Origin of the sequence: Nocardia sp. NBC_01327 (assembly GCF_035958815.1) — a bacterium.
Classification (GTDB): Bacteria; Actinomycetota; Actinomycetes; order Mycobacteriales; family Mycobacteriaceae; genus Nocardia.
Genome location: NZ_CP108383.1, coordinates 5,111,035 through 5,135,681 on the forward strand (window position 1 = coordinate 5,111,035; position 24,647 = coordinate 5,135,681).

Below are 24,647 nucleotides of genomic sequence, written 5' to 3' on the forward strand. Positions count from 1 at the left end.
GGTGCTCCCCCTCGCCGTCACGGTCGGGCGAACGTCGTAGTTGTCGCCGGGAGCGCCTGAACAAAGGCAATCTCGAAGGGCGACAATCATGTATTCAGAACATTTCACGTTCGAAAAAGGCGAGCCCGCCGCTGTCATAACGCGGGTCGCGATCAATCAGTGGCATGCCGAGGTGGACGGCCGAGTCGTCGGCAGCGGCGACGTGGCCCGGCGACCGGACGGACGACTCTTTGTCAGCATTGATTCCTGGCATGCCACCGTGTTCGACCAGCTCGCCGCGACCCTGCGGACCAAGCTGTCACGGCCGCTGTACACCGTGGTGGACGAGGCGGAGACCGATCTGACCGCAGGCTGGCGGCGTGCGGGCTTCTCGCCCGGCCGCCGCGAGTGGGAGTATTCCGTGCCCACCGACCCGGCGGTCACCGGACTCGATGCCACCGCATTGCCGCCGGGAGTCACGATCACGATCGCGTCGGAAGCTCCACTGCGGGAATTGGATCGGGCGATCCGAGCCGAGGTCGAGGCCACTGTCGGCTGGCAGGCCATGCCTGCCGAAGTGCGGCCCCGCCCGGTCGGCGACACCATTGTCGACCCGTCCAAATACGCGGTCGCCGTGCGATCGGGCCACTATGTCGGGTTGATTCGCGTCGTGCAGGCGACCCGGCAGCCGCGTATCGGCCTGATCGCTGTCCGGGCCGCGGAGCAACGCACCGGCGTTGGGCGGGCACTGCTGGCCCATGCGCTGGGCGTGCTGCACCGGGATGGGATCAGCCCGGCGTACGCCGAGGTGAACGAATCCAACACCGCGGCAACTGCATTGTTCGACGGCATCGGCGCCCAGCGCGGCGAGAGCAATCTGGAACTAGTGCTGCGATGACCGGCCCAGGTGGGGGCAGGTGTCGGCCCGCGGTGCCTGTCACCCACCATGGGTACGAATTACGTTGTGGCGATGAGGATCTGCTCCGAACTAGACGGGCGAAGGTTATCGTCACGCCCGGAGAAGTAGCGTGTGGCGAGGTCGTTCCCGGACACTTGTCGCGCTTCAGTGAACCCGGATTCCTTTGCGAGCGTGATGATCTCATCGGGGGAGTAGAAGGTGATGAAGGGATTGCCTGCGGCTCGGGCGAGGCGTTCGGTATTGCTGCGGCCGGGTTGTTCTGCCGGTTCCACCAATTCGAGGGGGAGGGTGAAGGTGGTGGCGAAGGTGGAGCCGGGGGCTAGCTGGGCTGCCTGCCGGAAGGTGACCGCATTGGCCTCAGCGGTGAGGTACATGGTGACGCCGGTGGAGGCCACCACGGCGGGACGATCGGCGTCGAAACCCTCGTCCACCAAGCGGTCCCACCATGATTCGGCTTCGAAGTCCACGGGCACCAGCGTGAGGTGTTCGGGGAGGCCGTAACCGAGGTCGATCAGTCGGTGGCGTTTCCATTTCTGCGGCCCGGTCTGGTCGACTTCGAAAATCCGTATGCCGGAGGCGATATCGGGTCGTCGCTGGGCGAAGGTGTCCAGGCCCGCGCCCAGAATCACGTACTGGTCGACGCCGAGCGCGGCCTGTTCCTCGACCAGGTCGTCGATCAGCCGGGCCCGCGCGACAATGGTGGCGCGAATGCGGGCCATGATCGCCGGGTCCATATCGGGACGTTCGCGCCAATTCCCTTCAGGGGCAGCCAGCTTCAGCCCGATGTCATCGTCGAGCACATGCGGCTCCGCGTCGACCTGCAGGTGCAGTGCGCGCCACAGCGCGACCCGCAGCGCGGTGTCCTCGGGAGCGATGGTGTGCAGCATGATTCAGTCCTTGCCCGGTGCCTGCAGGTTCCACAGCCGGCCGTCGGGATCGCGCACGAGCATTTCCCGGGTGCCGTAGTGGGTGTCCTCGAATTCGGTCAGCACCTCGAGCACCGCATCGGGCTGGAAGGCCTGCTCATCGGTCACCTTGAGCACGAACTGCGTCCGCGCCTCCTGATCGGCGGGAACCTCGACCAGGAATACGTACGGCCCGGTGCGGTGCCGCAGCAGTCCGGAGCCGTGGTCGGTGGCGAAATCGAGTTCGAATCCGAGCGCCTGGTAGTACTTCGCCGCCTGGCCCCAATTGTGAGTCTCCAGGAATATGCCGTCGATGCCTTCGATGGTCACGTCAGTCCTCATTCTTCGCTGAATTCCGCTGCTGCTGTGGGCTTTCGAGGTACGCCCGGAGTGCGTCGGCCACCAGGGCCGACAGCGACATGCCCTCTTCGATGGCATGGAGTTTTACCTGCTTGATCAGACTGACCGGCAGGTACACATTGAACTGCTTGACATCCTCGTCGCCCACAAGACAAATGCTAGCATGCTAGCAATCTAGCCGCCTGGGGAATTCAGAGCGAACGCAGCGACTCCAGGCGATCCACCAGATACGCGCGCTCGACCGCGTTTTCGGTGAGCAGCAGTGCGGCCTCATAGGCGGACTTCGCCTCCGCCGTGCGGCCGAGCTCGGCCAGGAATGCGGCGCGGGCGGCCTCGAAGTATCCGTAGGTGGCAATCGCGGGCTCCCCGGAAAGATCCTCCAGCAGGACGAGTGCGCGCTCCGGGCGACCCGAAAGTCCCACGGCGATCGCATAATTCAGATGAACCACCGGCGACGGCCATTCGCGGCGCAGCAGCACATACAGACCGGTGATCTCCCGCCAATCGGTCTGCTCCCAGGTCGGCGCTTCATCGTGGACAGCCGCGATCGCCGCCTGCAGCGTGTACCGATCCATATGCGGCAGAGCCTGTTTCACCAGAGCGATGCCCTCGTCTATGGCCGGCCGATCCCACCGGGACCGGTCCTGATGCTCCAGCGTGAGCAGCCGCCCCTGCCCGTCCACGCGGGCAGCGCTGCGCGCATCGGTGAGCAGAATCAGCGCCAGCAATCCGGTCACCGAGGGATCGTCGGGAACCAGCGCATGCATCATGCGCGCCAACTGGAGCGAGCGAACGGTGAGATCCGGCCGTACCAGCACATCACCGGAAGGCGCGGTATGGCCGGTCGTGAACAACAGATGGATGACCGCGCTGATGGCATCGATCCGGTCCGGAAGCTCACGTACCGACGGCACCCGATAGGGGATGCGAGCCAGCGCAATCTTCTTCTTGGCCCGCGTGATTCGCGCCGCCATGGTCGATTCACTGGTGAGGAACGCCCGCGCGACCTCGGCGGTGGTGATGCCGCAGACGAGCCGCAAGGTCAGCGCCACCTGCGCGTCCCTGGACAGCGCGGGGTGGCAGCACGTACTGATGAGGCGCAGCCGATCATCGGGAATCGTGGACTCCGCGTCGATGCCGTCGAGTGCGAGATCCGCTGTGTCGGTATCGGTTTCCTCGGTCACCAGCAGCGGCAGCGTCCGTTTCATCGCCGACTCACGGCGCAGCAGATCCAGGCCCCGCCGTTTGGCGACGGTGGTCAGCCATGCCGCAGGCCGATCCGGCACCCCGTGCGCCGCCCACTCGGTCAGCGCCTTCGTATACGCGTCCTGCACGCATTCTTCGGCGAGGTCGAAATCGCGGACCAACCGCACCGTCGCGGCGAGCACAAAGGCCCATTCGCGACGGTGCGCCTGCTCCACGGCCGCGGTGACGCGCGCGGCCGGGTCGAGAGCTGTCATCGGACTATTCGAACGCCATGATCGGCCGCACCTCGACACCGCCGAACGGTGTCGGCACCTGCTTGGCCAGCGCAATCGCCGCATCCAGATCCGGCGCCTCCAGCAGGTAGTAGCCCCCGAGCACCTCCTTCGCCTCCGCGAACGGCCCGTCGGTCACCGTCACCTCGCCGCCCGCGCCCTTGCGGATCGAGGTCGCCGTGCCGGACGGCTGCAGCGCTTCCCCGCCGAGCCGTGCCGCACCCGCGATCTCCTGGAAGGTCACATGCTCCTGATAAATCGCGCCCAACTCCTCCTGCGAGGCGGCAGCGTACCCAGCTTCGTCCTCGTACAGCAGTACCAAATACTTGCTCATCGGTTCGCTCCTTCGGTTCCGGCGGCCCGATATTCGGGCTGCTCTACCTCTCCGACGAGCGGGTTCGCCGGAAATCGACAACTCTGCGGAAAATCTTTCCACTACCGCGCGCTACTGGGAATTGCCGATTTCTGTTCTGTAGAGCAGGAGGGAATCCCGAGGCTCGATTTGGCGGCGGGTGATGGCGGCGGCGTAACACCGCGAATTGTAGGACGATTGACCAGCTGAAGCCCTGGCGCGAACCCCCTACGGGTCAGGGCTTCGTTTATGCGAGCGGGTGTCTACTCCATACGTGCCGTGCGGTCCCAGGAACCGATCGGTTCGGGACCCTGATGCGGGTCGGGCCTAGGGGGCCACAAGGTTCTCGCCGGTGACCAAATGGATGATCACGGCGGGGGTTTCGCCGGAGCGGGCACGGACAGCGGCCAGCACCAACCCGTCTGCGGCGACCTCAACGCGGTCGGTGCCGAGGCTGGAGGCCACGGTCACGGCGACCGCGTCCTCAGCGGCGTACCCGGTCAGTCCGTACCAGCCGATCTCGCTGTCGGTCCCGCGGTATAACTTGGTGCATTTGCCGGCGAGCGGCCGACCGGCCGCAGTGGTGGCGGCGCGCGTGATGGGACGCCAGATCGACCCGTTCATGACGCCGGGCAGACGCCATTGCGCGCCGTCATGTTCGACGAACACGAGCACACGGGCTTCGCCGTCACTGTCGAATGGGCTGGCGGTGGCGATGAGAACGGCCATGGTGTCGCCGCGGTCGATTGCGGCAACCACGCGGGCCGGACTGCCGCCCTTGGAAAACTCGCCGACAGCGAGTTCGATCGCCGGGTGCGACAGGGTGGTCATGAGATCGGATCCTTCCGCCGGGATGGCTCTCAGCATGTCACGGGCGATAGGTCAGCAAGCGATCGCAGGCGGTGCTTCGGTACTGATTACGGTGTCGGTGTCGTGAGCGAATCCCTTGCTCGCGGTGAATTTCACTTCGGCGTGCCAAAAGCCGATTGGCTGGTTGGCCTTGCACGGTTCGGTGTAGGACTTGTCGACGTCCTGCGCCAGTACGAAAGTGTCGGGCCGCATGTCTCCTCGCTGCTGCGGGGTGGCGGTAGGTGTGTCTGCCCTCCACAGCCGTGTTTCCGTCACGATGGTGTCGGCGTCGATGTTGCAGTGCGCCTTGAACCCAAAGTGGACCTCCGCCGCGCCCCGTTCCACGGCGGAGACATCGACGAAGCAGTGGAGAGCGTCGGCACGAGCGGTAGGGGCGGCGATTGTGTCGACGCTGCCCACCAACAGGAGTGTGGCGGCGATACCGGCAGCGCTGGTGGTGATACGGACGATCAGGTTGGTACGCATAGGTTTCCGTCATCCAGGTGTCGTCGTGTTCCGGGTCGGCCGTAACCGCCAAAGTTCGCAGCCGCCGTCGGACTCCCGCCTCTCCCCGCCGCGTAGAAATTCCAGAGCGGCTATGACGCGCGGACACGGGGGAGTGCAGGAAGCGTGGATCTTCGAGATCCCCATGGCGCGTTCGTGATTCATGTCCGGGATGTAGCCCGCTTCACAGCAGTCGTTCACCCAATGCTGGGGTGAGTGGATGCTCGTCGGCGTAATGAGTAGACCGATCGATGTCGTCAGCATCGTGTCCTCGGACTTGGCTATTCGGTTCGGTGGATTGTCTCGATACCGGGGCGTCGCCGACCAACCGGGAAGGTATGGCTACAAACGCGAGCGAATCGGCGACGCCTCCCCTTGCGGGGATTGGGCTACCCGGTGTCGAGTGCTGACCTAGAGCGTGGCCGACCGCGACTGAAGTTTTGTCCCGCAGCGGGACAGAGCCTGTCCGGGGTGCGGTCACGCTGAGTTCATGGAAGCGGGGGCACAGGCGTTTGCGATTGACGATGATGCGGTTGCGGCGGCCGTCGACTCACGCTGGGTCGCAGGTTGCCTACCTGGCTAGCCCGGAACTGCTCCCACTCGCTGTGCGAGGCGCCCGAGTTCTCCGTTTGTCAGGTCACGGCGGGCGGTTCGCATCATGTGCCCGACTAGTTCGCGGACGACGATCATTCCTCGAACATGCTGCGGTGCAGTGTGTTCGGCGCGAAGCAGGGCGGCGATGGACGAGTCCCACTTCTTTTCCATTGCGTAAGCTCGGCCGACCTCGACGAAGTATTGTGCGCGGCGCCCGAGTGCGGGGATCACCTCCGGCTTGACGTTCGGCGCGAGTGCGATGACGGCGCTGGCATTGCGTGCCTCCATTGCCGCCGACATTCGCCACAGTGCAACATTGTTGGCGCCGAATGTCGGATTCCGCAGGATCGACCATCCCGCCTGCGCGCTGCTCAGGCGGCCCGCGTATTCGTCGGCTTCGTCGAGGTGTGCGTCCGGATCGGCTCCGAGGCTGGCTGTTACGAGAGCGGCCTGAAGATGCAGCATCCCGAGGGTCTCCATCTCACCGACCGTTCGGGCTTCGGGTGCGAGCTTCTCCGCTGCGACTTCGGCGATCTGCAATGCCGTCGGTAACGCTCCAGGCCGCGACAACAGGATCTGGGAACGATCGAACGCCGCCGCAGCGGCGGCAGCGTTGCCGCCGATCCGCGCGGCAGCTGTTTCGGACTGATCCGCAGCGGTCCAGGAGAGAGCCGGGTAGCCCCATGCCCGCAGGGCTTTCGCCACTGTGTCGGTCACCGACGACAGGATGTCCCACGCGGTCTCTTGCTGGTGGCCGGATGTCTCGCGGGTCTGTCTGTACGAGTCGGCGAGCAGAGGTGCGAGCATCGGCGCGACTTTTCCGTACTGGGCGTCGATCCGAAGATCGCGCGCCGTATCCGCTGCGCGGGCAAGATCTTCCAGACTGCGAGTCGGGCCCAACGCGGTGGTATTTCCCGCAGTCCACAGGGATACTTCGATCTCGGGTACCGCGGCATGGAATTCGGCTAAGCGAGGGTCGAATCGGTCCTGATCGTGGCCGGTGAGGTCGCGAACGTCGCACTGCAACGACTTGGCTAGCGCGTGCAGAGTCTTACGGCTGTCGACCGGGCGTTCGCCGTTCTCGTACTTCGCGATCGCACCCCGCGAGATCCCGGTGAGATCCGCCAGCATTTGCTGAGTCATCCCGCGACGCCTGCGAATAGCTTTCACCTTGCCGCCGACATATGTGCCCGCATCGGTGTCAGGACTTGATTCGGTGGCCATCCTGAGCCGTCCCCTTCTGGTGTATGGGTCATGCTAGTCCCATGAATGACCAGGGAAACCCGGTGCTGTACGCGATCGTTACCGGATCATCCAGGGCGTCGGAGATTTCAGCGTTGGTCGAGCTGGCGCAGGCCGATGGATGGGATGTGTGCGTGATCGCCTCTCCCTCGGGCGCCCGCTTCATCGACTCTGACGCCCTGGCCTCCATGACAGGTTGGCCGGTGAGGTCCACATACAAGGATCCTGGAACGCCCGATCTGCTGCCGCCAGCGGACGCGATGATCGTCGCTCCGCTGACCTGCAACTCGGCCGCGAAGTGGTCCGTAGGCATCTCCGATACCCTTCCGCTCGGGTTGTTGATAGAGGCGGTCGGGAGCGAGAAGCCCGTTGTCGCGGTGCCGTATTCGAACGAGGATCAGCTGAACTTTCCGCCGATCAAAGACGCGTTGCGCAAGCTCGCCGAGTGCGGGGTGGGTGTGATTGCGGCGAAGCCTGGCACCCCGCTGCCGTTACCGGAGGCATGGCAGGCGCTCCTTGACCATCCTTGGTTGGTGTAGAAGTCGGTCGCTGCCGAGCCTCGCGACCGTATCTCTCTATCCTGGTCGAATGAGCCCAGTTGCGACATCGATGGTGCAGGTAGGACCGGATCTGGACGCGGTGACGACGGTCGGCTACGAGGACGATCCGGCGGGGGCGGCGCATGAGATCGCGTCGATCTGGGAGTCGGTGCGCTCGTGGTATCTGATGGGCACCACGCCCGCGATCCAGGTGTGCCTGCGGCGGGACGGGAAGATTCTGCTGAACCGGGCGATCGGGCACGGCTGGGGCAATGCGCCCGCGGACGGGCCCGATTCCGAGAAGCGGCTCATCACACCCGATACGCCGTTCTGCGGCTTCTCCACGGCCAAAGGCGTTGCGGCCGCGCTCATGTTCATGCTGATCGAGCAGGGCGCGTTCGCGCTGGATGATCCGGTGTCGCGGCACATTCCGCTGTTCGCGGCGAACGGCAAGGACCGGATCACCATCGGTGATGTGCTCTCGCATTCGGCGGGCGTCCCATTCATCACACCGCCGTATCGCGGCGTCGACCTGGTGCTGGACGAGGAATTGGCGGCGCGGGCGCTGTCCGATCTGGTCCCGAGTTGGAAGCCCGGCCGATTCCGCGTGTATCACGCCATGACCGGCGGATTGATCCAGCGCCTGCTGGTGCAGCGGACAACGGGTAAGGCGATGCGTGAGCATCTGCGCGAGCAGGTCCTGGACCCGCTCGGATTCCGCTGGACCAATTTCGGTGTCCGTCCCGAGGATGTGGACCAGGTCGTGCCGAGCGTGAAGGTCGGCCCGGGTCCGTCCCGGGTCTGGCGGCATCTGGCGGGCAGGGCACTGGGCGGCGGACTGTCCGGGCCCACCACCGCCGAGGCCGAGCGAGCGTTCCTCACCGCGGAACTTCCCTCCGGCAACCTCGTCACCACCGCATACGAACTCTCCCGCTTCTACGAGATCCTCGCTCGCGGAGGCGAATTGGACGGCGTCCGGATCATGCGCCCGGAGACGCTGCGCACCGCGGTCCAGCCGGCCCGCTGGATCCCCGGTGTGGCCGGTCGAGTCTCGGTGGCGGGCTACGAACTCGGCGCCCGCCGTTCGAAGTTCGGCCGCAATACCGAAACCCATTTCGGGCGAAGCGGATTGACCACGCAGTACGGCTGGGCCGATCAGTCCCGCGGCCTCTCGGGCGCGATCCTCACCAGCGGCAAAGCCGTGGCTGATATGTCCCGCCCGTGGGAATTGGTCGCACAGATCTCCAACTCCATCAGCCGGCACGAATAACCGGAAAGGTGTTGTTCAGTCGGGGAGCATCGGGATCGAAAAGCCTTCTCCGCGACCGAGAAGCGCGGCACGGGTGACGGCGCCGGAGCCGAAACGAGTGTGCAGCGCATCCAGGGTCGAATCGAGAGTGGAGTCCGCGCGGGATTCGAGAGGGAGCGCCAGCTGCATGGTGTCGGCATTGTCGAGGTTGGTCAGTGACAGTCCGATGAGGGTCACGCCGCGCTCGTGAATGGTGGGTAGCGCGGCGGTCAGGAGTGTGCGGGCGGCATGCAGGACCACCGCGCTGTGGTCGGTCGCCTGCGGCAGGGTGTGCGAACGGGTCGCCCGGGTGAAGTCGTCGAATCGCAAGCGCAGCACCACGGTTCGGCATACCCGGTCGGCCGAGCGCAGCCGGCGGCCGAGCCGGTCCGCCAGACCGTGCAGATACGCCTCGAGTTCGTCGTCGGCCCGGGCGCGACGCCCTAGAGCACGCTGCGCGCCGATGGATCGCCGGCGTTTGCCGGTATCGACCCGGCGCGGATCCCGCGCCCACGACAGCGCATACAGATGCCGCCCGGCACCCTGCCCGACCGTCGCGGCCAAGGCGCCCTCGCCCAGTTCCGCGAGCTGCCCCACCTTGGTGATGCCGCGTTCGCGCAATTCCCGCGCGGTCACCTCACCGACGCCCCACAGTCGCTCCACCGGCAGCGGATGCAGGAACTCCAGCTCTCGATCGGGCGGAACCTCCAGCAGCCCATCGGGTTTCGATACCGCGCTGGCCACCTTGGCGAGGAATTTGGTGCGGGCCACACCGACCGAAATGGGCAGTCCGGCCTCATCGCGCACCCGCGCGCGCAGCCTACGGGCGATCTCCACCGGAGTTCCGGCGATGCGCCACAATCCGCCGACATCGAGGAACGCCTCGTCGATCGACAGCCCCTCCACCTCGGGGGTGGTGTCCCGGAAGATATCGAATACCGCCCGGCTCGCCTGGGCATAGGCGTCCATCCGCGGCGGCACCACGATCGCGTGCGGGCACAGCCGCAGCGCTTGCCGTGCATTCATGGGCGTGCGCACTCCGAACGCCTTCGCCTCGTAGCTGGCCGCGAGCACCACGCCGGACCCGACGAGCACCGGCTTCCCCCGCAGCCGCGGATTGTCCCGCTGCTCGACCGAGGCATAGAAGGAGTCGAGATCCGCATGCAGAATCGACGCCCGCTCCGGGCGGCTCGGTTGATCGATCTCAGCACCGGACACGAACATATGTTCGCATACGCTTCGGCGTGTCTGTCTCGCCGCGCCGGAAATGATGCTCTGACGCCGGGTTAAGCCAGACCGCGATCGAGGATGTCGAAGGATCGGTTGATCAACCCGAGCGCTCGCTCGCGGACCTCCGGCCCGGGAATTCCGGCGCGCGTCCAGATATCGACCATTCGCACCGTCATGGAGTGGACGCTGAGCGTCTGGTGCGCGAGTACGCGAGGCGTCGGGTCATCGGGTGCGGTGCCGAGCAATTCGGCCAGGCCCAGGGTGAGCGCATCCTCGTGATCGGCCCACATCTGCTGACCGCGCGCCTGCAGGGTTGTGCTGCCCGCCAGGACTTTTCGGAAATGCCCGCCCGGCCCATTGGGATGATCACTGAACCGGAACAGCGCTCGGCGACGCAGCCCCGCCAGGATCGACTCCTCCGGCAGGCGGTCGGCAAGGGCGATGAGCCAGCGCTGTTCGACTTCGTCGGCGCGGTCGAAGAACAGATCCTCTTTGGCGGGAAAGTAATTGAAGACCGTTTTGACCGAGACGTCCGAGGCTGCGGCCACCTCGGCGACGGTGGTCTGGTCGAAACCTCGGGCCGCGAACAACTCTATCGCCGCATCCGCGATGCGCTGACGGGTTGCTCGCTTCTTGCGTTCCCGCAGCCCGGGATCGGTGTCTTCCACCACTTACCTCCTTGGTCGCTGAAGTGTACAGTCGACACGAAAGTTACCGTTGAATGTAAAAATATAGTCCAGTGTAGTTTCTGGAGGGGTCATGACATCGTCGGAAAACACATCCGTACTCGTCGTCGGCGGCGGGCTGGTCGGGTTGTCCACCGCACTTCTACTGCAGTACCACGGGATCGATTTCGTGCTGGCCGAGCGCCGCGCGCACGCCTCGGTGCTACCGCGCTCACGCGGAGTGCATACCCGCACGGTCGAGATATTTCGCCAATTGGGCATCGAGGAGCGTGTACAGCAGGTCACCGCCTCCGCCCTGGCGCGCGGGCACTTCGGCGGTGCGCGACTGGGAAAGACGCTGCTGGCATCGGAATCATTGGATATGGGCGCCGTGCGCGGCGGGCCCGGCGGCAGGGGAGCGGCGGACAGTCCCTCCGGATTCTGTTTCTGCCCACAGGTTCTGCTGGAACCCGCACTTGCCGAGGTGGCTCGCGAACGCGGTGGTGGTCTGCGATTCGGCACCGAGCTCACGACGTGGACGCAGGATGCGGACGGGGTGTCGGCCACACTCACCGACCGGGCCACCGGTCAGGTGAGCACGCTGCGCGCCGAATACCTGATTGCCGCCGACGGCGCGGCCAGCCCGATCCGTGAAGCCGCAGGCATCACGGGCTGGACGCTGCCGCCGACCCACTACTATCTCAATGTCTTCGTTCGCGCCGACCTGACCGGGCTGATCGGCGATCGCACGTTCAGTCAGTGCGAGATCACCAATGACGCTGTGCGAGGGGTGATCCTGTCGAAGAACAATACCGATGAGTGGTCCTTCCACCTCGAATACGATCCCGAGCGCGAGAGCATCGACGACTATTCCGACGCCGGTCTCATCGACCTGGTGCATGCGGCGATCGGCACCGATGAGATACCGGTCGAGATATTGGCGCGCAGCGTCTGGGATACGGGTGTCCATGTCGCCGACGACTATCGGCGCGGGCGCGTCCTGCTGGCCGGCGATGCCGCGCACAGCCACGCTCCCTGGGGTGGATTCGGCGCCAATGCCGGAATTGCGGACGCGCACAACCTGATCTGGAAGCTGTCCTCGGTCCTCAGCGGCGCCGCCGCGCCCGCACTGTTGGACACCTACCAGCCCGAACGCCGCCCCTGCGCGGTCACCGCGGCCGTCCAGGCTCGGCTGCGTACCGAGTTTCACAGTCGCTACGGGCTGGCGACCTCCGACAATGCCGAGACCCTCGCGCAGCAGATCGATTCCGGTGCGATCATCCACCGTTACCGATACGCCTCTGCCGCAGTGATTTCCGAGCACACCGGCGCGACGGTCGATCGGTTCGCCGGACAGGCGGGCACCCGCGTGCCGCACGTGTGGCTCGAATCGGAGGGGCGGCAGATCTCCACCCTCGATCTCTGTGGTCCCGGCTTCACCATCCTGACCGACCAAGACCCGGCCGACTGGCGTGCGGCGGCCGAAAGCGCGCATGCCGCAACCGGACTCGCAATCACGGTTCATCACCTGGGCAAGAATGCCGAGCTGACCGACCCGCACGCAGAGTGGCGTGATCGAAACGAATTGCCCGGCGGCGGAGCACTACTCGTGCGTCCGGACGAACACGTCGCAGCCCGCTCGGACGAAGGCCTGACTCCCCGCAACCTGACCACGCTGCTCGAGCGAATCACCGGCACGGCAGCGGCCATGGGCACGTCCGTGTAGAACCGCTCGCCTCGCGGTTCCTAGCTTGAGCCCTCCCGAGTTCGATTGCGGGACAATGTGACCGGCGGCACCCGGTGGCCGGAGCGCAACGCAGTGGACGGCGTTCAGTGTTGATCTCCGGTTAACAAGCAAGTGCTTGTTTAAGTCGATCGGGCCGTCGATGATCATTGCATCGTGTCGGTGATCTGCGGGGAGGGCCCAGTGGGGCTGCGTTTCGATTTGTACGACTTTTCGATCAACCAGGACCCGTATCCGGTCTATGCGAGATTGCGGGAGGAGGCGCCGGTCTTCCGCAATGACGAGCTGGACTTCTGGGCGCTGTCTCGGCACGCGGATGTCACTACAGCGCTGCGGGATACGCGACGGTACTCCAATTCGCACGGGGTGCTGCTCGAGGAAGGAGCGTGGGATCCCGAGGTAGCCCCCAGGTTCCTGTCGTTCCTGGCCATGGACGCGCCCCAGCACACCCGGATGCGGTCCCTGGTGTCTCGCGGGTTCACTCCCCGGCGCATCGCGGCGCTGGAGGACCGGATCCGCGGCATTGTGCGCGGATATCTGGATGTGGCACTGCAATCCGACGAGTTCGACCTGGTGACCGATCTGGCGGGGAAGGTCCCGACGGATGTGATCTGCGAACTCAGCGGAGTGCCCGAGTCGGATTGGCCGGCGGTGGGCCGGATGATGATCAACGTGATGTACCGGGTGGACAATGTGCCCGGCATTCCGCCCGAGGCGATGGAAGCGGCTGTCGGACTGTACGGCTACTACGCCGAACTCGTCACCGACCGGCGCAGCCACCCGCGTGACGATATGGCCTCGACCCTGGTGCAGGCCTCGGCCGACGGAGACAGCCTCACCGACGAAGAGATCATCGGCTTCATGTTCCTGATGATCGGCGCGGGCAACCAGACCACCGCGCACCTGCTCGGCAATGCCTGGTACTGGGCCTGGCACAACCCCGATCAGCGCAAGGCCGGTCTCGGCGGGCGGATCGTGGACTGGATCGAGGAGTCCCTGCGCTATGACCATCCGTCGCCGGCGTCGGCCCGCCTGCTCACCGAGGACGTCACGCTGCACGACGTGACCATCCCCGCCGGGGAGCGCGTCCTACTGCTGATGGGGTCCGCCAACCGGGACCCCCGGGTCTTCCCGGACCCCGAGCGCTTCGATCTGGACCGGGATACCAAGGCCATGGCCACTTTCGGCGGCGGACCGCACTTCTGCCTCGGATCCTCCCTCGCGCGCCTGGAATCCCGGGTGGTCCTGGAGGAACTGTCCGCCCGCATCACCGACTACGAGATCGACGAGCAGCGAGCCGTGCGCACCCACGCGGCCAGCGTCCACGGCTTCACCGCCATGCCGACCACGCTCACCTTGCGCTGAAACGGGTTCCGGCCGAAGCCGTCAGGGTCAGTCCTCCGGGCCCAGTTCGACGACGGTGCCCGGGTGGGCCAGGGAGGCGACGGTGATGTGGCCGCCCTTGGCCTGATCGATGATCTGGCCCTGCCAGGCGACCAGGCAGGAGGCGGCCTCGCTGTTGTAGGCGTGATCCAGGATCGGGGCCAGGGTCTTGGCGAAGTCGCCCTCCGCGGCGATGAGCTGGGCGCGGTAGGGGCCGTAGTAGGGGAGGATCGCCTGCAGCACAACGGCTTCCACGGCCTGCACATTGGCGATGATGGGATCGATCAGCGGCTGGTTCTGGGTGATCACCGGTGCGATCTCGGCCAGCACCGGCCCGGCCAGCTGCAGGATCGGCTGATAGACCGAACCGAGCGCGAACGCCTCCGAGGAGAACGGCCCGGCCAGCGGAGCCAGGCCGATCAGTGAGGCCAGCCCGCCCTGCTGCTTCGGCGCGGGCCAGCCCAGGGGGCAGGCGGGCTGGGATTCGACCGGCCGGGTGGCGAACGGATTGCCCGCCGCGAGCGGTACCGAACCATCCTGTCCGGGAACCTGATTCAGCGGCACGGAGGCATTCGGCGCGGTACCTCCACCCAGCGGAACAGACGCATTCGGCGAGGTGGCTCCACCCAGTGGCACGGAGGCATTCGGCGCAGTTCCCTGCCCGAGCGGCACGGAAGCGGCCGGAGCCCCACCCTGACCCAGTGGAACAGCGGCCCCCGGGACCTGATCGATCGGCGCCGCGGCATTCGGCGCCTGACCCAGGGGGACAGCGGCATTCGCGCCACCGGGTGCTACCGCTCCGGGAGCGGCACCACCCTCGGCGAGCGGTGCGGGCGCTACCTCCACCTTGTTCGAAGCCGCCGATGTTGTGGTGGTCGTCTGTTCCCTCGCGACCACGGTGGTCGTGGTGTGGTCATCGGCGCGCACCGTCAGGGTGGTGACCGCCGCGGCGCTGCCGACGACGGTCAGGGCGGCGATTGCGCGGATGGCCGCGACCACCGCCGGTCGGCGATTCTTTTCGGCGGAAGTCATCGGCCGGTACTCCTCGGTGTTGTCGCGGGCGAGCCCGCGGCGTCGGGTTCGTAAACGCCTTCCAGATGCCAGACGCCGGTGAACCCGTTGAACGGACCCCCGACGATGAGGCTGGTCCACTGCAGAGTGAAGGCGCGGGTCTTCGGGTCGTAGGTACCGGTGGCCGAAGGCCCCTGGGCGGCATCGGAACTCGGCCGGTCGAACCAGCGCTGAGCGACCCAGTCCCAGGCCTTCTGCACCTGTTCGGCGCCGGCGACCTGCGCGCCCTGCTTCTCCGGCGGCTTGGGTGCGCCCTGATTGAATTCCTGATCGTTCCAGGACGCGGCCCACGCGGACAGATCGGCGGTCAGCTTCCCGTCGGTGTCGGTCACGGTCGGCGGCGGCACGGCGCGCTGGGTCTGCGGATCGACCGCATTGGTGGAGGTGCCGAATTCCACGGCGAAGAACTTGGTCGGCTTGGTGATGGAGGCCGCCAGCGAATTACCCTGTGCGAAACTGGGATTGGGTTCGCTCTGATAGCCGCCGACACGCAGCCCGCCTGCGGTTCCCGGTTCCAGCAACGTGGTCGAGCCGCCCTGGGCAGGCGAGTCGCCATTGGGCATGTACGGCCCGTTCTCGGGTGTGCCGCCCGGCTGCACCATGCGGAACCAGGTACCGGTCACCGCGCTCCCGTTCGCCGTGCCGGCGGTGAAGCGCAGAAGTCCGACGAGCTGCTCCGGTCCGCTCGCGGACTTCGCGGAATCATCACTGCCGCAACCGGTTGCGAGAACCGCGGTAGCGGCGAGCAGGACCGCGAATGCGCGGCCGGTACGTCCGAAAATCCTCACTTCGAGGTACCTCCCTTGGAACCGCCGCGGCGAGAACCGATCAGTGCCGGTCGCAACCCCGCGGCGGCGACCGCCAGGGCGAGGGATCCGGGTATCACGAAGCCCCAGCCCAGACCGCGGAAAGCGGTGAGGCCGAGCGGCTTCGTCGAATCATTGAGTGCGACAACCGCATCGAAATTGCCGACATTGTCGTTCAGCACGCCGACCAGCGCCGCGAAGCGAGCCGTCATCGGCTGCCAGCGTGCCTCCAGCGCCGTGATGCCGGTGCGATCGGCGTCCGGGCGGGCCGTCTTCAACGCGCTCACATAGCGACTGTTGAGCTCCCCGTCCGCGGCGACGATGGTGACGAAATAGCCCTGGACCGTGCGTACTTCGTCGTGCGTGAGTATCGGCCGGAAATCATTGATGAGCGGCTGTGCCGCCGGTGCGGCCTGGAACAGGCCACCGGTGAGGGGCACGGCCAGCAGCGCTAGTCCGGCCAAGGCCGCCGTTCCGTGCCAGAACACGCCGCGCTTACCGTTGCGCGCGGCGCGCAGCCCGAAGCCGCCCGCCGTGATCAACACCAGGCCGGGTAGCGCCAGCAGCCAGGGCAGGGCTCCGAAAGGGGCTGTGCTGGAAAGCTTCCGGTAGTTGTCCTGATTGGCGTCGATGCTGTCGACCATGCCGGTCAGATTGGCATTGATGCTCGGGTAGTCCTGGACGAACTTGTCGACGTAGTCGAACTTGCCCGGCTGCCCGCCGTTCGCCTGAATCGCGAGGACGTTCGTGCGCGCCTCGTCGAGCACGTGCAGATCGTCCCGATAGTCCTGAATGCTCTTCGAGGCGATGTAGGGATGGAAGGCGTCGATCATGGCCTCGCCCTTGATCGCCCGGGGGAGCATGCCGGTGATCAGGGGCGCGGCCACCAGCAGCACGCCCAGCACGATCACTGCGACGAACGGCCAGCGGGCCGCCACCCGCTCGGGGGCGCGTTCGATGGTGGAGACGAATTCGCTGTACGCGGGAAGTGCGGACGAGGGCGGTGCGGAGGTCATCGCCGGATCCGGATCCTGGCGAGGCGTCCGGCGCTGAAGAACGCGGCGGTACCGACCACGGCGGCGACGAACAGCACCGGTATCAGCCACGAATTGCGCTGATTGCGTGGGATTTCCACGCTCTGGGCCACAGGGGCCGGATCGGCCTGCGCAGTCCGGGGGCTGGCAGCGGGATTTGCGGCTGCCGACGCGGGTGCGGCATTGATGGGCGCGGGTGCCGCAGCGGCCGGAGCCGGCGCGGCGGCGACCGGCGGCTGCGCCGGAACGGCGGCCTGTACCGGCGCCGCCGCCTGCGGCGCGGCCGGTGCGATCGGGGCCGCGGCAGGCGCGGCCTGCAGCCCGCCACCGCGATACTGCCCCGCCAGATGCCACAACCCGGTGAAGTTGTTGAACGGCCCGCCGACGATCTGACTGGTCCATTCGATGACGAAATTGCCTGCCCCGTCGATGCTTCCGGTGATCGGGCTGGTCTTGCCCGGCAGACCGCCGCCGGGCTTCGGGGAGCCCTGGTTGAAGAGCTGGTTGTTCCAGGTGACGCCGAGGCTGCTCAAATCACCCGACAGGTGCCCGCCATCGCTGTAGATCTGCGGCAGGCCCGCGCCCGTGCCGGTCTGCGGATCGGTCGCATTGGTGGCTGTCGCGAAGTCCACGCCGTAGAACCGCACCGGTGTGGTGACGCGTCCGGAGACCGCATTGCCCGCTCCGTCGAATGCCGCCGCCGGTTGCGGCTGATAACTGCCGCTGACCAGTCCGCCGTCACTGCCCGCGGACAGTGGAGTCACCGTTTGATCGCTGCACCGCGAATCGCTGTTCTGCAGGTACGGCCCGTTCGCATCGCCGGTGGGCAGGATCATCCGGAAGAAGCTCCCGGTGACCACCCCGTTCGCGCACACCCCCGAGGAGAGCGCGAACAGCCCGTTGAGCGGCGCGGGTTCCGCATGCGCGACCGGCGCGGCCAGGGCGGCGAGCCCGAGCGCGGCCAGGCCCGCAGCAAACCGATACGAATTCCGTGCCATAACTTGTCCCTCGATTGATTCGGTGCTGATGTACTCCAAGTGTTCGGACAGCACACACATAGCAACTCGAGTCGGCGGAAAAGTAACCCGTTGAAGTCACGGTGAACGGAATCCGGTAAACCCCTGTTAATTGGCTGTGAGAAGGGTGTGCGGCCCGATCGCGGGGCGACCATTGGTGAGTACGAGATCCGTTGTGGTCGTGCGTCAGCGGCCTGACGGAACGACCGATCTTGTACTGCACCAACCAGTAACGTGGGGAGGTCGTACCAGATGAGGGATAGGAGCCGAGCGATAGATACCACCGATATCGCCATTTCACGCAGCATGTTTCTGCGGGGAGCACTCGGGATCGCAGTGGCTGGTTGGGCATCTGCCAGCGAGTTGCCTGCGCATGCCGACCCTTCACCGTCCTCGGCCGAGTTGGCCGCCGCGGCGGATTGGGATGAGTTGCAGAACCACATCGAGGGCCGCGTGGTGCGCGCCGACGATGCGGATTATGGGATGGCCAAGCAGATCTTCAACACGCGGTTCGACGATGAGACGCCGTCCGCTGTTGTGCAGGTGTCGACCGCCGAGGATGTCGCGACGGCGGTTTCGTTCGCAGCGCAGAACAAGTTGCGCCTGGCGGCCCGGTCCGGCGGGCATTCGTACGCGGGGGTGTCGTCCGCGACGGGGGTGATGATCGTTGATCTGCGTGGTCTTACGGGTGTCAGTTATCAGGACGGGACCGCGGTGGTGGCGCCCGCTCTGACATTGAGTGATGTGTATCAGGAGCTGGATCAGTACGGGCAGACCATTCCGGCCGGGATGTGCCCGTCGGTCGGCATTGCCGGACTCGCGCTCGGCGGCGGGCTGGGCTTCGAATCACGGCGCTACGGCATGACCTGCGACCGGCTCAGCGCCGCGACGCTGGTACTGCCCGACGGCACGGTCACGGAGGTGTCGGCGACGTCGCGACCGGATTTGTTCTGGGCGCTGCGCGGTGGCGGTCACTTCCTCGGCATCGTGACGTCGTTCACCTTCAACACCTGCGAGGCGACGTCGAAAGATGTTGTGGCGCTGACGTTCCCCGGTGAGCGGGCGGCGGATGCCATTGCAGGCTGGGCGGAATGGGTGCGTGGCGCCGACCACGAGCAATGGGCCGATATCAGTGTGGACGCCGACGGTCACGGCGGGTTGCGCTGCTGGGTGCAGCTGGTGTGTCCCGCGGGTTCCGGCGCTCTCGCCGGTGCGGCGCTGGCGAGCGCGATGCGGATGTTGCCGCTGTCGGTGGAAGCTCGCACGCTCTCGCATATGGAGGCGGTGACCTATCTCGCCGGCGGCAGCAATACCGAACCGCGCGCGAGCTTCAACAACGGTTCCGACATCGTCAAAGAGCTGTCCTCCGACGTGATCGCGACGATCATCGAGGCGATCACCATGTTCTCCCGGGACGGCAATACCGGGTGGGTGCAGATCAATACCCTCGACGGTGCGATACGCGACACCACACCCGCCGATGCCGCGTTCCCGTGGCGCAATCACGCCGCGATGGTGGAGTGGGGCTGCTACGAACCGACCCCGACGGACATAGCACGAGCCTGGGTTCTCGAAGCCCATCAGCTCATCAAATCCGCCACCTCGGGCGCCTATGTCAACTACCTCGAGCCCGGGGATCCGGTCGACCGCTATTTCGGAGACAACTTCACCCGGCTCGATGCGATCCGCACCAAACTCGACCCCAACAACCGGATCTACACGGCGCTCGTCAACTGACCTGCGGCCGACCGGTTTTCGAGCGGGCAACGGCATCTACGGGATTGCCGTTGCCTGCTCGGGGGATTAAGGTAGTCATTCATAATGAATGACGTACATAAATTTCCGGAGCGAACCGCAAGCGATGCGGACGGTCTGCTGTACGACCCCGGCGTCCGGAAATCCATGGCAATGCTGGCCACGGACAGCGAGATCGGTGCGCTGGAAGCGGCTGCGGCACTGCGTTCGGCCTGGCAGGCCGTCGATCGCCTGCGCACCAAAGGCGCCGGCGGTCGCGGGCTCAGTACCGGGGCATTGGATGTGCTGGGTCGACTGAAGGTCTCCGACCATGATTTGAGCATCGGAGATCTGGCGCGCGCCTGCGGGGTGAGTTCCCGCAATGTCACCGGACTGGTCGACACCCTCGCCGGAAACGGTCTGGCCGAGCGTGTTCCGGACCCGCGCGATCGTCGTACGGTGCGCGTCAAGATCACCGCGGCCGGACACGAGTGGCTGGAGTCCTTCCGCCGGCCGACCGACCGGGCGATGTCGGCGATCTTCGCCGGATTCGCGCCGGAGGAACTCGCGCAGCTGCGGCACCTGTGTCTGCGGGTCGTCGACAACCAGCGCGCAATCGAGCAGTACCTCAATGGAACTCCGCCGCCGTAGACCGGATTCTCGGGAGACACGATGCCCACCATCGCACCGACCCAGCAGGCCGTCGAGGCCTACCATTCGGCCCGCTTCCGCGGCGATATTCCGGCCGCCGCCGAACAACTCGCCCCGGAGTTCTCCTTCCGCAGCCCGTTCATCGAATCCGACAGCCCGACAGGTCATCTCGCGGGCATCGAACAGCTCGTCCAGATCATCGACCGCATCGACATGATCAGCACGCTGTACGGCGACTCCGATGCCGTGCTGATCTACGATCTGCACACCAACTCACCGGTGGGAATTCAGCGCACCGCCGAGCACTTCCGCCTGCACGACGGCCGCATCATCGCGATCACCCTCATCTTCGATTCGGCGCCCTGGCAGGCGATTATGGCCGCCCCGGATCAGGCCGCGATCATTCGCAGTTCCGCCAGGGCGTAGGTCAGCCAGCTCGGGCGCAGCTGGTAGTCCGTTCGCGGTCCGATCACGCTCAGGTGCGAATAGCGTTGCAGGACAGCGCGTGCGGCGTGCTGGGCCTGCATTTCGGCGAGCTTCGCGCCGAGGCAGTAGTGGCGGCCGTACCCGAACACCAGATCGGCCTTGCCCGCTCCGGCGGGGTCCAGGTGCCCCGAGCGCAGGGAAAGAAACACCGTATGCCCGCGGGGGATGGTCACGCCATTGACCTCGAGGTCGGCGGTGGGGAAGCGGCGCAGCGCATAGTTCATCGGCGAACCCTCGTGGATCAGCTGCCGGATCAGCTTGGCGAATTCGGCAGGCCGGTCGAGGATTTCGCGCGCGTGCGCCTGGTGATTGCGGACGAGTTCGTCGAGCGCGAACGCGGTCACGCTGACGGTGTTCTCGAATCCGCCGACAATGGTGATGAACGCGAGACTCATGAGCTCGTTCTCGGTCAGCCTGTCCTGACCGTCGCGGGCGGCGATCCAGGCCGACAGCAGATCGTCGCCGGGCGCACGGCGTTTATCGGCGATGACACCGGAGATCAGCCCCAGGAGTGTGGTCATCGACTTGCGGGTGTCCTCGCCGCCGGGGGAGGTGTCGACGCGCAGCAGCAGTGCGGACGCCTCTCGGAACGCCGCCAGTTGTGCACGCGGCAAACCCAGCAGCGTCCCGATCACCCGCGCGGGCAGCGGTTCACACAGCTGGTCCATGAAGTCGATGTCGCCATCGGCCGGCAGCGCGGTGACCAATTCGGAAACGGCTGCCGCCACCATCTTTTCCTGCGCGGAATGATTGCGCGGCCCGAACGCCTCCGCGGCAAGCTTGCGAATCCGCCGATGCTCCTCGCCGTCCATATTCAGCAGATTGGCGTCCAGCGCCGGTGGCAGCTTGTTCCCGAGAAACCCGGTGGTGCTGTCCGACTTCGCCGCTGACATGCGCGGGTCCGCAAGCAGTCGAGTCACCGCGTCATACCCGGTCACCACCCACACCGGCGACCCGTCCGGCAATTCCGCCCGGTGCACTCCGCCTCCGCGAGTCCGAAGATCCTCATGCAGCTCATCAACGGCATGGATCCCAGCCTGAAACGGACAACTCCCCAGCGATGTCATGCTCGCCAGTCTGCCAACTCCAGAATCCCTTCGCCGCGCAGCCATCAATCAGCTTGTACCGCACTGCATTTCGATCGCCTGGGAAGCCCCGCATTCCGCAGCGATGGCAACGGGAGAGACCTGGACCCTGACGCTGCGTCGGGGTTGCAACCTTGCTCCATGACGAAGAACATCGCCGCCGGCCTCCTGGAACTCTGCGATCGCCGCACGCATTCGCGCATCAGCTGGGCATCGAATCGTCGATACGCTCGCTCATCATGCCGAGCGGCGTCGAACCGCCATGCCCGACAGCTGACCTTTCGCGCCAGACTTCTGGCCTCGGGCGGATAGCGGGTTGACAGTTAGTGACCGATCGGTTGCAATGTTTGGTGTGGGCTATGACACGATCATCAAGGACGGCCGCTGGTTCGACGGCGCCGGATCCCCTTCAGCCATCCGCCATCTCGGTGTGCGCGGGGATCGCGTTGTCGCGGTGTCCGCGGAGCCGCTCGACGAGACCGACTGCCCGAACGTCGTCGATGCCGCGGGCAAGTGGGTGATGCCGGGAATGATCGATATGCACACCCACTACGACATCGAGGTCTTGCAGGCGCCGGGGCTGACCGAGTCTGTGCGGCACGGGATTACGACGGTGATCCTCGGTTCGTGTTCGCTGTCGACCGTGCATGCCTCGGCGACCGATGCGGGAGATCTGTTCGGCCGGGTCGAGGCGATTCCGCGGCAGCACGTGATCGCGGCCGTGGAGGGGAAGACCTGGACGTCGGCGCGTGAATACGTCGCCGCCCTCGAGGAGCTGCCGCTGGGGCCCAATCTCGGTGCGATGATCGGGCATTCGGATATTCGGACCGCGCTCATGGGGCTGGATCGGGCCACCCGCAAGCAGGTGCGCCCCACGGCAGCCGAGCAGGCGGCGATGGAGGCCGCGCTCACCGAGGCGCTGGACGCGGGGTTCGTCGGGATGTCGGCGCAGCAGCTGCTGTTCGACAAGCTCGACGGTGAGGTCGCCCGCTCCCGGACCCTGCCCTCGACCTACGCCCGGGCGCGGGAACGGCGGCGGCTCAATGCGATTCTGCGGCGGCGCCGGCGCGTGCTGCAGGGCGGGCCCGATGTCACCTCGCCGCGCAGTATCGCCGCGATGACGTTCAGCAGCGTCGGGCTGTTCCGGCGACAGCTGAAGACCACCCTGATCTCGGCCGCCGACCTCAAGGCGAATCCGCTGCTGGTGCACCTGATGGGTGCGATCACCCGGGTGGTGAACGGGCTGGGCGGCGACTTCCGCTGGCAGCATCTGCCGATTCCGTTCGAGGTGTATGCCGACGGCATCGATCTGGTCATCTTCGAGGAGTTCGGCTCCGGCGCGGCCGCACTGCATCTGGCCGATCAGGTGGAGCGCAATGCGCTCATGCGAGATGAGGCGTACCGCAGGCGATTCCGCAAGGATTACGACTCGAAGTTCGGGATCCGGGTCTGGCACCGGGACTTCTTCGACGCCGAGATCGTGGACTGCCCCGATGCGAGTGTCCTCGGCAAGACCTTCGGGCAGGTGGGTGTCGCTCGCGGCGGACTGCATCCGGTCGACGCCTTCCTCGACCTCGTTGTGGAGCACGGCACCAAATTGCGCTGGCGCACCACGATTTCCAACCATCGTCCCGAGATGCTCAACAAGCTCAGCGCGCATCCCGGGGTGCAGCTGGGGTTCTCCGATGCGGGCGCGCATCTGCGCAATATGGCCTTCTACAACTTCGGCCTGCGGTTCCTGCACCGGGTGCAGCGCGCGGAACAGGCCGGACAGCCGTTCCTCACGCTCGAGCAGGCGGTGCACCGGCTGACCGGTGAACTGGCCGACTGGTACGGCCTGGACGCCGGTCACCTGCGCGAAGGCGATCGCGCCGATGTGCTCATCGTCGATCCATCCGGTCTGGACGATTCGCTCGAGGCGTACGCCGAATGCCCTGTGCCCACCTACGGAAACCTGCCACGTATGGTCAATCGCAATGACAGAGCCGTGTCGGCCGTGTTCATCGGTGGTCGGTACGTCTTCGGCGACGGAGTGCCCGCCGAGGTCCTGGGCACCGGCCGGACCGGGCGATTCCTGCGAGCTGGAGGCTAATTGACGACCGCGCGACGAACTCAGGCCGAGCGCCGCGCCGCCACCATCACCAAACTTGTGGACGCCACCATCGAGGCCATTGCCGAGATCGGCTACCACAACACCTCACTGGGCGAGATCAGCAGTCGCGCCGGGGTTTCCAAGGCCGCCATCTTCCGGCACTTCGAATCCCGGACCGATCTGGTGGTGGCCGCCGCGGACGAGGTTCGCCGCCGGCATATGGTCGCGGTCGCGGACCTGCGCCTGCCGGAGAACACCAGCCATCCGGTGGATCTCACCGGGCTCATGCACTTCATCCGCCGCGAGATCCGCGACACCACCAATGTGGTCTGGCTGGAACTGCTGGTCGCCGCCCGCACCGAACCGGAATTGCGCACTCGTCTGGAACCCGTGCTGCGCGGGCTCATGAGCGAGGTCGAGGAAGTCGCGGTGGCCACCTTGAGCCCTGACGTCTCCCCGGAAGTGGCCCGGCTGGTCACCACGTCACTGCTGCACATGTTCGACGGTGAGGCGATCTTCCGGCACACCTATCCGCGGCCCGATCTCGAGGAAGCCCGAATCGACCAGATTGCCGATGCCTTCCGTCAGTTGACGAGCGTTCGCCGGAACTGAACCGCATCCGGATTTAGCTGCCGCGCGGG

General features: G+C 66.1%; 25 protein-coding genes. 10 read left to right on the top strand and 15 right to left on the bottom strand.

The genetic code is table 11. From position 1 onward, the window contains the following. The first annotated feature begins 88 nt into the window (after window positions 1–88). Entirely contained in the window at window positions 89–877 is a 789-nt protein-coding gene (locus OG326_RS23205; protein WP_327139212.1) for a GNAT family N-acetyltransferase, read from the top strand. A 59-nt stretch (window positions 878–936) separates the two neighbouring features. Here the strand turns inward: OG326_RS23205 and OG326_RS23210 are convergent, their stop codons facing one another. The 8 genes from OG326_RS23210 to OG326_RS23245 all read right to left on the bottom strand — a co-directional run bounded on the left by OG326_RS23210 (window position 937) and on the right by OG326_RS23245 (window position 7,164). After that, complete coding sequence (locus OG326_RS23210; protein ID WP_327139213.1) at window positions 937–1,785, bottom strand: class I SAM-dependent methyltransferase; 849 nt, start codon at window positions 1,783–1,785, stop codon at window positions 937–939. Window positions 1,786–1,788: 3 nt separating this feature from the next. After that, window positions 1,789–2,133, bottom strand: a complete 345-nt coding sequence (locus OG326_RS23215) for a VOC family protein (RefSeq protein ID WP_327139214.1) — start codon at window positions 2,131–2,133, stop codon at window positions 1,789–1,791. A 1-nt stretch (window position 2,134) separates the two neighbouring features. Beyond that, window positions 2,135–2,311 (bottom strand): CopG family transcriptional regulator, encoded by a 177-nt coding sequence (locus tag OG326_RS23220; RefSeq protein WP_327139215.1) that lies wholly within the window; start codon window positions 2,309–2,311, stop codon window positions 2,135–2,137. A gap of 43 nt (window positions 2,312–2,354) precedes the next feature. After that, window positions 2,355–3,623 carry an RNA polymerase sigma factor gene (locus tag OG326_RS23225; protein WP_327139216.1) on the bottom strand — a complete coding sequence of 423 codons (1,269 nt, stop codon included), beginning with the start codon at window positions 3,621–3,623 and terminating at the stop codon, window positions 2,355–2,357. A gap of 4 nt (window positions 3,624–3,627) precedes the next feature. Then, entirely contained in the window at window positions 3,628–3,975 is a 348-nt protein-coding gene (locus OG326_RS23230) for a YciI family protein (protein ID WP_327139217.1), read from the bottom strand. A 345-nt stretch (window positions 3,976–4,320) separates the two neighbouring features. After that, window positions 4,321–4,824, bottom strand: a complete 504-nt coding sequence (locus OG326_RS23235; RefSeq protein ID WP_327139218.1) for a hypothetical protein — start codon at window positions 4,822–4,824, stop codon at window positions 4,321–4,323. Between the two features lie 51 nt (window positions 4,825–4,875). Beyond that, on the bottom strand, window positions 4,876–5,328 hold the full coding sequence (locus OG326_RS23240) for a hypothetical protein (protein ID WP_327139219.1): 453 nt from the start codon (window positions 5,326–5,328) through the stop codon (window positions 4,876–4,878). Between the two features lie 597 nt (window positions 5,329–5,925). Then, window positions 5,926–7,164 (bottom strand): helix-turn-helix domain-containing protein, encoded by a 1,239-nt coding sequence (locus tag OG326_RS23245; protein ID WP_327139220.1) that lies wholly within the window; start codon window positions 7,162–7,164, stop codon window positions 5,926–5,928. Window positions 7,165–7,205: 41 nt separating this feature from the next. Here OG326_RS23245 and OG326_RS23250 point away from each other — a divergent pair, with 41 nt between their 5' ends. Then, on the top strand, window positions 7,206–7,721 hold the full coding sequence (locus OG326_RS23250; protein WP_327139221.1) for a flavoprotein: 516 nt from the start codon (window positions 7,206–7,208) through the stop codon (window positions 7,719–7,721). Between the two features lie 49 nt (window positions 7,722–7,770). Continuing rightward, window positions 7,771–8,991: a serine hydrolase gene (locus OG326_RS23255; protein ID WP_327139222.1), complete on the top strand. Its 1,221-nt coding sequence runs from the start codon at window positions 7,771–7,773 to the stop codon at window positions 8,989–8,991. 15 nt (window positions 8,992–9,006) lie between these two features. Here OG326_RS23255 and dinB read toward each other — a convergent pair whose 3' ends face one another. Together dinB and OG326_RS23265 are read right to left on the bottom strand one after the other, a co-directional pair. Then, window positions 9,007–10,233 carry a DNA polymerase IV gene (dinB, locus tag OG326_RS23260; RefSeq protein ID WP_327139223.1) on the bottom strand — a complete coding sequence of 409 codons (1,227 nt, stop codon included), beginning with the start codon at window positions 10,231–10,233 and terminating at the stop codon, window positions 9,007–9,009. A gap of 62 nt (window positions 10,234–10,295) precedes the next feature. Beyond that, complete coding sequence (locus tag OG326_RS23265) at window positions 10,296–10,907, bottom strand: TetR family transcriptional regulator (protein WP_327139224.1); 612 nt, start codon at window positions 10,905–10,907, stop codon at window positions 10,296–10,298. Window positions 10,908–10,998: 91 nt separating this feature from the next. Between OG326_RS23265 and OG326_RS23270 the strand changes: the two genes are divergently transcribed. After that, window positions 10,999–12,630, top strand: a complete 1,632-nt coding sequence (locus OG326_RS23270; RefSeq protein ID WP_327139225.1) for an FAD-dependent monooxygenase — start codon at window positions 10,999–11,001, stop codon at window positions 12,628–12,630. A gap of 201 nt (window positions 12,631–12,831) precedes the next feature. Continuing rightward, window positions 12,832–14,013, top strand: coding sequence for a cytochrome P450 (locus OG326_RS23275; RefSeq protein WP_327139226.1), 1,182 nt, complete (start codon window positions 12,832–12,834; stop codon window positions 14,011–14,013). Between the two features lie 27 nt (window positions 14,014–14,040). On the opposite strand, the gene OG326_RS23280 is transcribed toward OG326_RS23275, so the two are convergent. From OG326_RS23280 to OG326_RS23295, 4 genes are read right to left on the bottom strand one after another with little or no spacing between them, the layout of a single operon-like run. Next, on the bottom strand, window positions 14,041–15,063 hold the full coding sequence (locus tag OG326_RS23280) for a hypothetical protein (protein WP_327139227.1): 1,023 nt from the start codon (window positions 15,061–15,063) through the stop codon (window positions 14,041–14,043). Continuing rightward, entirely contained in the window at window positions 15,060–15,890 is an 831-nt protein-coding gene (locus tag OG326_RS23285; RefSeq protein ID WP_327139228.1) for a hypothetical protein, read from the bottom strand. Before OG326_RS23285 ends, OG326_RS23280 begins: the two co-directional genes overlap by 4 nt. Beyond that, window positions 15,887–16,924 (bottom strand): hypothetical protein, encoded by a 1,038-nt coding sequence (locus OG326_RS23290; RefSeq protein WP_327139230.1) that lies wholly within the window; start codon window positions 16,922–16,924, stop codon window positions 15,887–15,889. Before OG326_RS23290 ends, OG326_RS23285 begins: the two co-directional genes overlap by 4 nt. Beyond that, window positions 16,921–17,940 (bottom strand): hypothetical protein, encoded by a 1,020-nt coding sequence (locus OG326_RS23295; RefSeq protein WP_327139231.1) that lies wholly within the window; start codon window positions 17,938–17,940, stop codon window positions 16,921–16,923. The genes OG326_RS23290 and OG326_RS23295 overlap by 4 nt, the downstream gene beginning before the upstream one ends. Before the next feature lie 354 nt (window positions 17,941–18,294). On the opposite strand from OG326_RS23295, the gene OG326_RS23300 reads away from it, so the two are divergent. From OG326_RS23300 to OG326_RS23310, 3 genes are all read left to right on the top strand, one after another. After that, a complete protein-coding gene (locus OG326_RS23300) occupies window positions 18,295–19,695 on the top strand; it encodes an FAD-dependent oxidoreductase (RefSeq protein ID WP_327139232.1) in 1,401 nt (466 codons plus the stop codon). Between the two features lie 84 nt (window positions 19,696–19,779). Further along, window positions 19,780–20,343: a MarR family winged helix-turn-helix transcriptional regulator gene (locus OG326_RS23305; RefSeq protein WP_327139233.1), complete on the top strand. Its 564-nt coding sequence runs from the start codon at window positions 19,780–19,782 to the stop codon at window positions 20,341–20,343. A gap of 21 nt (window positions 20,344–20,364) precedes the next feature. Then, window positions 20,365–20,769 (top strand): nuclear transport factor 2 family protein, encoded by a 405-nt coding sequence (locus tag OG326_RS23310; protein WP_327139234.1) that lies wholly within the window; start codon window positions 20,365–20,367, stop codon window positions 20,767–20,769. On the opposite strand, the gene OG326_RS23315 is transcribed toward OG326_RS23310, so the two are convergent. Then, window positions 20,733–21,809 carry a cytochrome P450 gene (locus OG326_RS23315; protein WP_327139235.1) on the bottom strand — a complete coding sequence of 359 codons (1,077 nt, stop codon included), beginning with the start codon at window positions 21,807–21,809 and terminating at the stop codon, window positions 20,733–20,735. The two genes, OG326_RS23310 and OG326_RS23315, sit on opposite strands and share 37 nt — an antisense overlap. Before the next feature lie 457 nt (window positions 21,810–22,266). Here OG326_RS23315 and OG326_RS23320 point away from each other — a divergent pair, with 457 nt between their 5' ends. Together OG326_RS23320 and OG326_RS23325 are read left to right on the top strand one after the other, a co-directional pair. Next, window positions 22,267–24,006, top strand: a complete 1,740-nt coding sequence (locus OG326_RS23320; RefSeq protein ID WP_327139236.1) for an N-acyl-D-amino-acid deacylase family protein — start codon at window positions 22,267–22,269, stop codon at window positions 24,004–24,006. Beyond that, window positions 24,007–24,618, top strand: coding sequence for a TetR/AcrR family transcriptional regulator (locus OG326_RS23325; RefSeq protein WP_327139237.1), 612 nt, complete (start codon window positions 24,007–24,009; stop codon window positions 24,616–24,618). It begins immediately after the preceding gene. The last annotated feature ends 29 nt before the right edge of the window (window positions 24,619–24,647 follow it).

Coding starts and splice junctions, on each gene's coding strand:
- OG326_RS23205 (WP_327139212.1), top strand. CDS start 89: ATGTATTCAGAACATTTCACGTTCGAAAAAGGCGAGCCCGCCGCTGTC.
- OG326_RS23210 (WP_327139213.1), bottom strand. CDS start 1,785: ATGCTGCACACCATCGCTCCCGAGGACACCGCGCTGCGGGTCGCGCTG.
- OG326_RS23225 (WP_327139216.1), bottom strand. CDS start 3,623: ATGACAGCTCTCGACCCGGCCGCGCGCGTCACCGCGGCCGTGGAGCAG.
- OG326_RS23230 (WP_327139217.1), bottom strand. CDS start 3,975: ATGAGCAAGTATTTGGTACTGCTGTACGAGGACGAAGCTGGGTACGCT.
- OG326_RS23235 (WP_327139218.1), bottom strand. CDS start 4,824: ATGACCACCCTGTCGCACCCGGCGATCGAACTCGCTGTCGGCGAGTTT.
- OG326_RS23240 (WP_327139219.1), bottom strand. CDS start 5,328: ATGCGTACCAACCTGATCGTCCGTATCACCACCAGCGCTGCCGGTATC.
- OG326_RS23245 (WP_327139220.1), bottom strand. CDS start 7,164: ATGGCCACCGAATCAAGTCCTGACACCGATGCGGGCACATATGTCGGC.
- OG326_RS23250 (WP_327139221.1), top strand. CDS start 7,206: ATGAATGACCAGGGAAACCCGGTGCTGTACGCGATCGTTACCGGATCA.
- OG326_RS23255 (WP_327139222.1), top strand. CDS start 7,771: ATGAGCCCAGTTGCGACATCGATGGTGCAGGTAGGACCGGATCTGGAC.
- dinB (WP_327139223.1), bottom strand. CDS start 10,233: ATGTTCGTGTCCGGTGCTGAGATCGATCAACCGAGCCGCCCGGAGCGG.
- OG326_RS23270 (WP_327139225.1), top strand. CDS start 10,999: ATGACATCGTCGGAAAACACATCCGTACTCGTCGTCGGCGGCGGGCTG.
- OG326_RS23280 (WP_327139227.1), bottom strand. CDS start 15,063: ATGACTTCCGCCGAAAAGAATCGCCGACCGGCGGTGGTCGCGGCCATC.
- OG326_RS23290 (WP_327139230.1), bottom strand. CDS start 16,924: ATGACCTCCGCACCGCCCTCGTCCGCACTTCCCGCGTACAGCGAATTC.
- OG326_RS23295 (WP_327139231.1), bottom strand. CDS start 17,940: ATGGCACGGAATTCGTATCGGTTTGCTGCGGGCCTGGCCGCGCTCGGG.
- OG326_RS23305 (WP_327139233.1), top strand. CDS start 19,780: ATGAATGACGTACATAAATTTCCGGAGCGAACCGCAAGCGATGCGGAC.
- OG326_RS23310 (WP_327139234.1), top strand. CDS start 20,365: ATGCCCACCATCGCACCGACCCAGCAGGCCGTCGAGGCCTACCATTCG.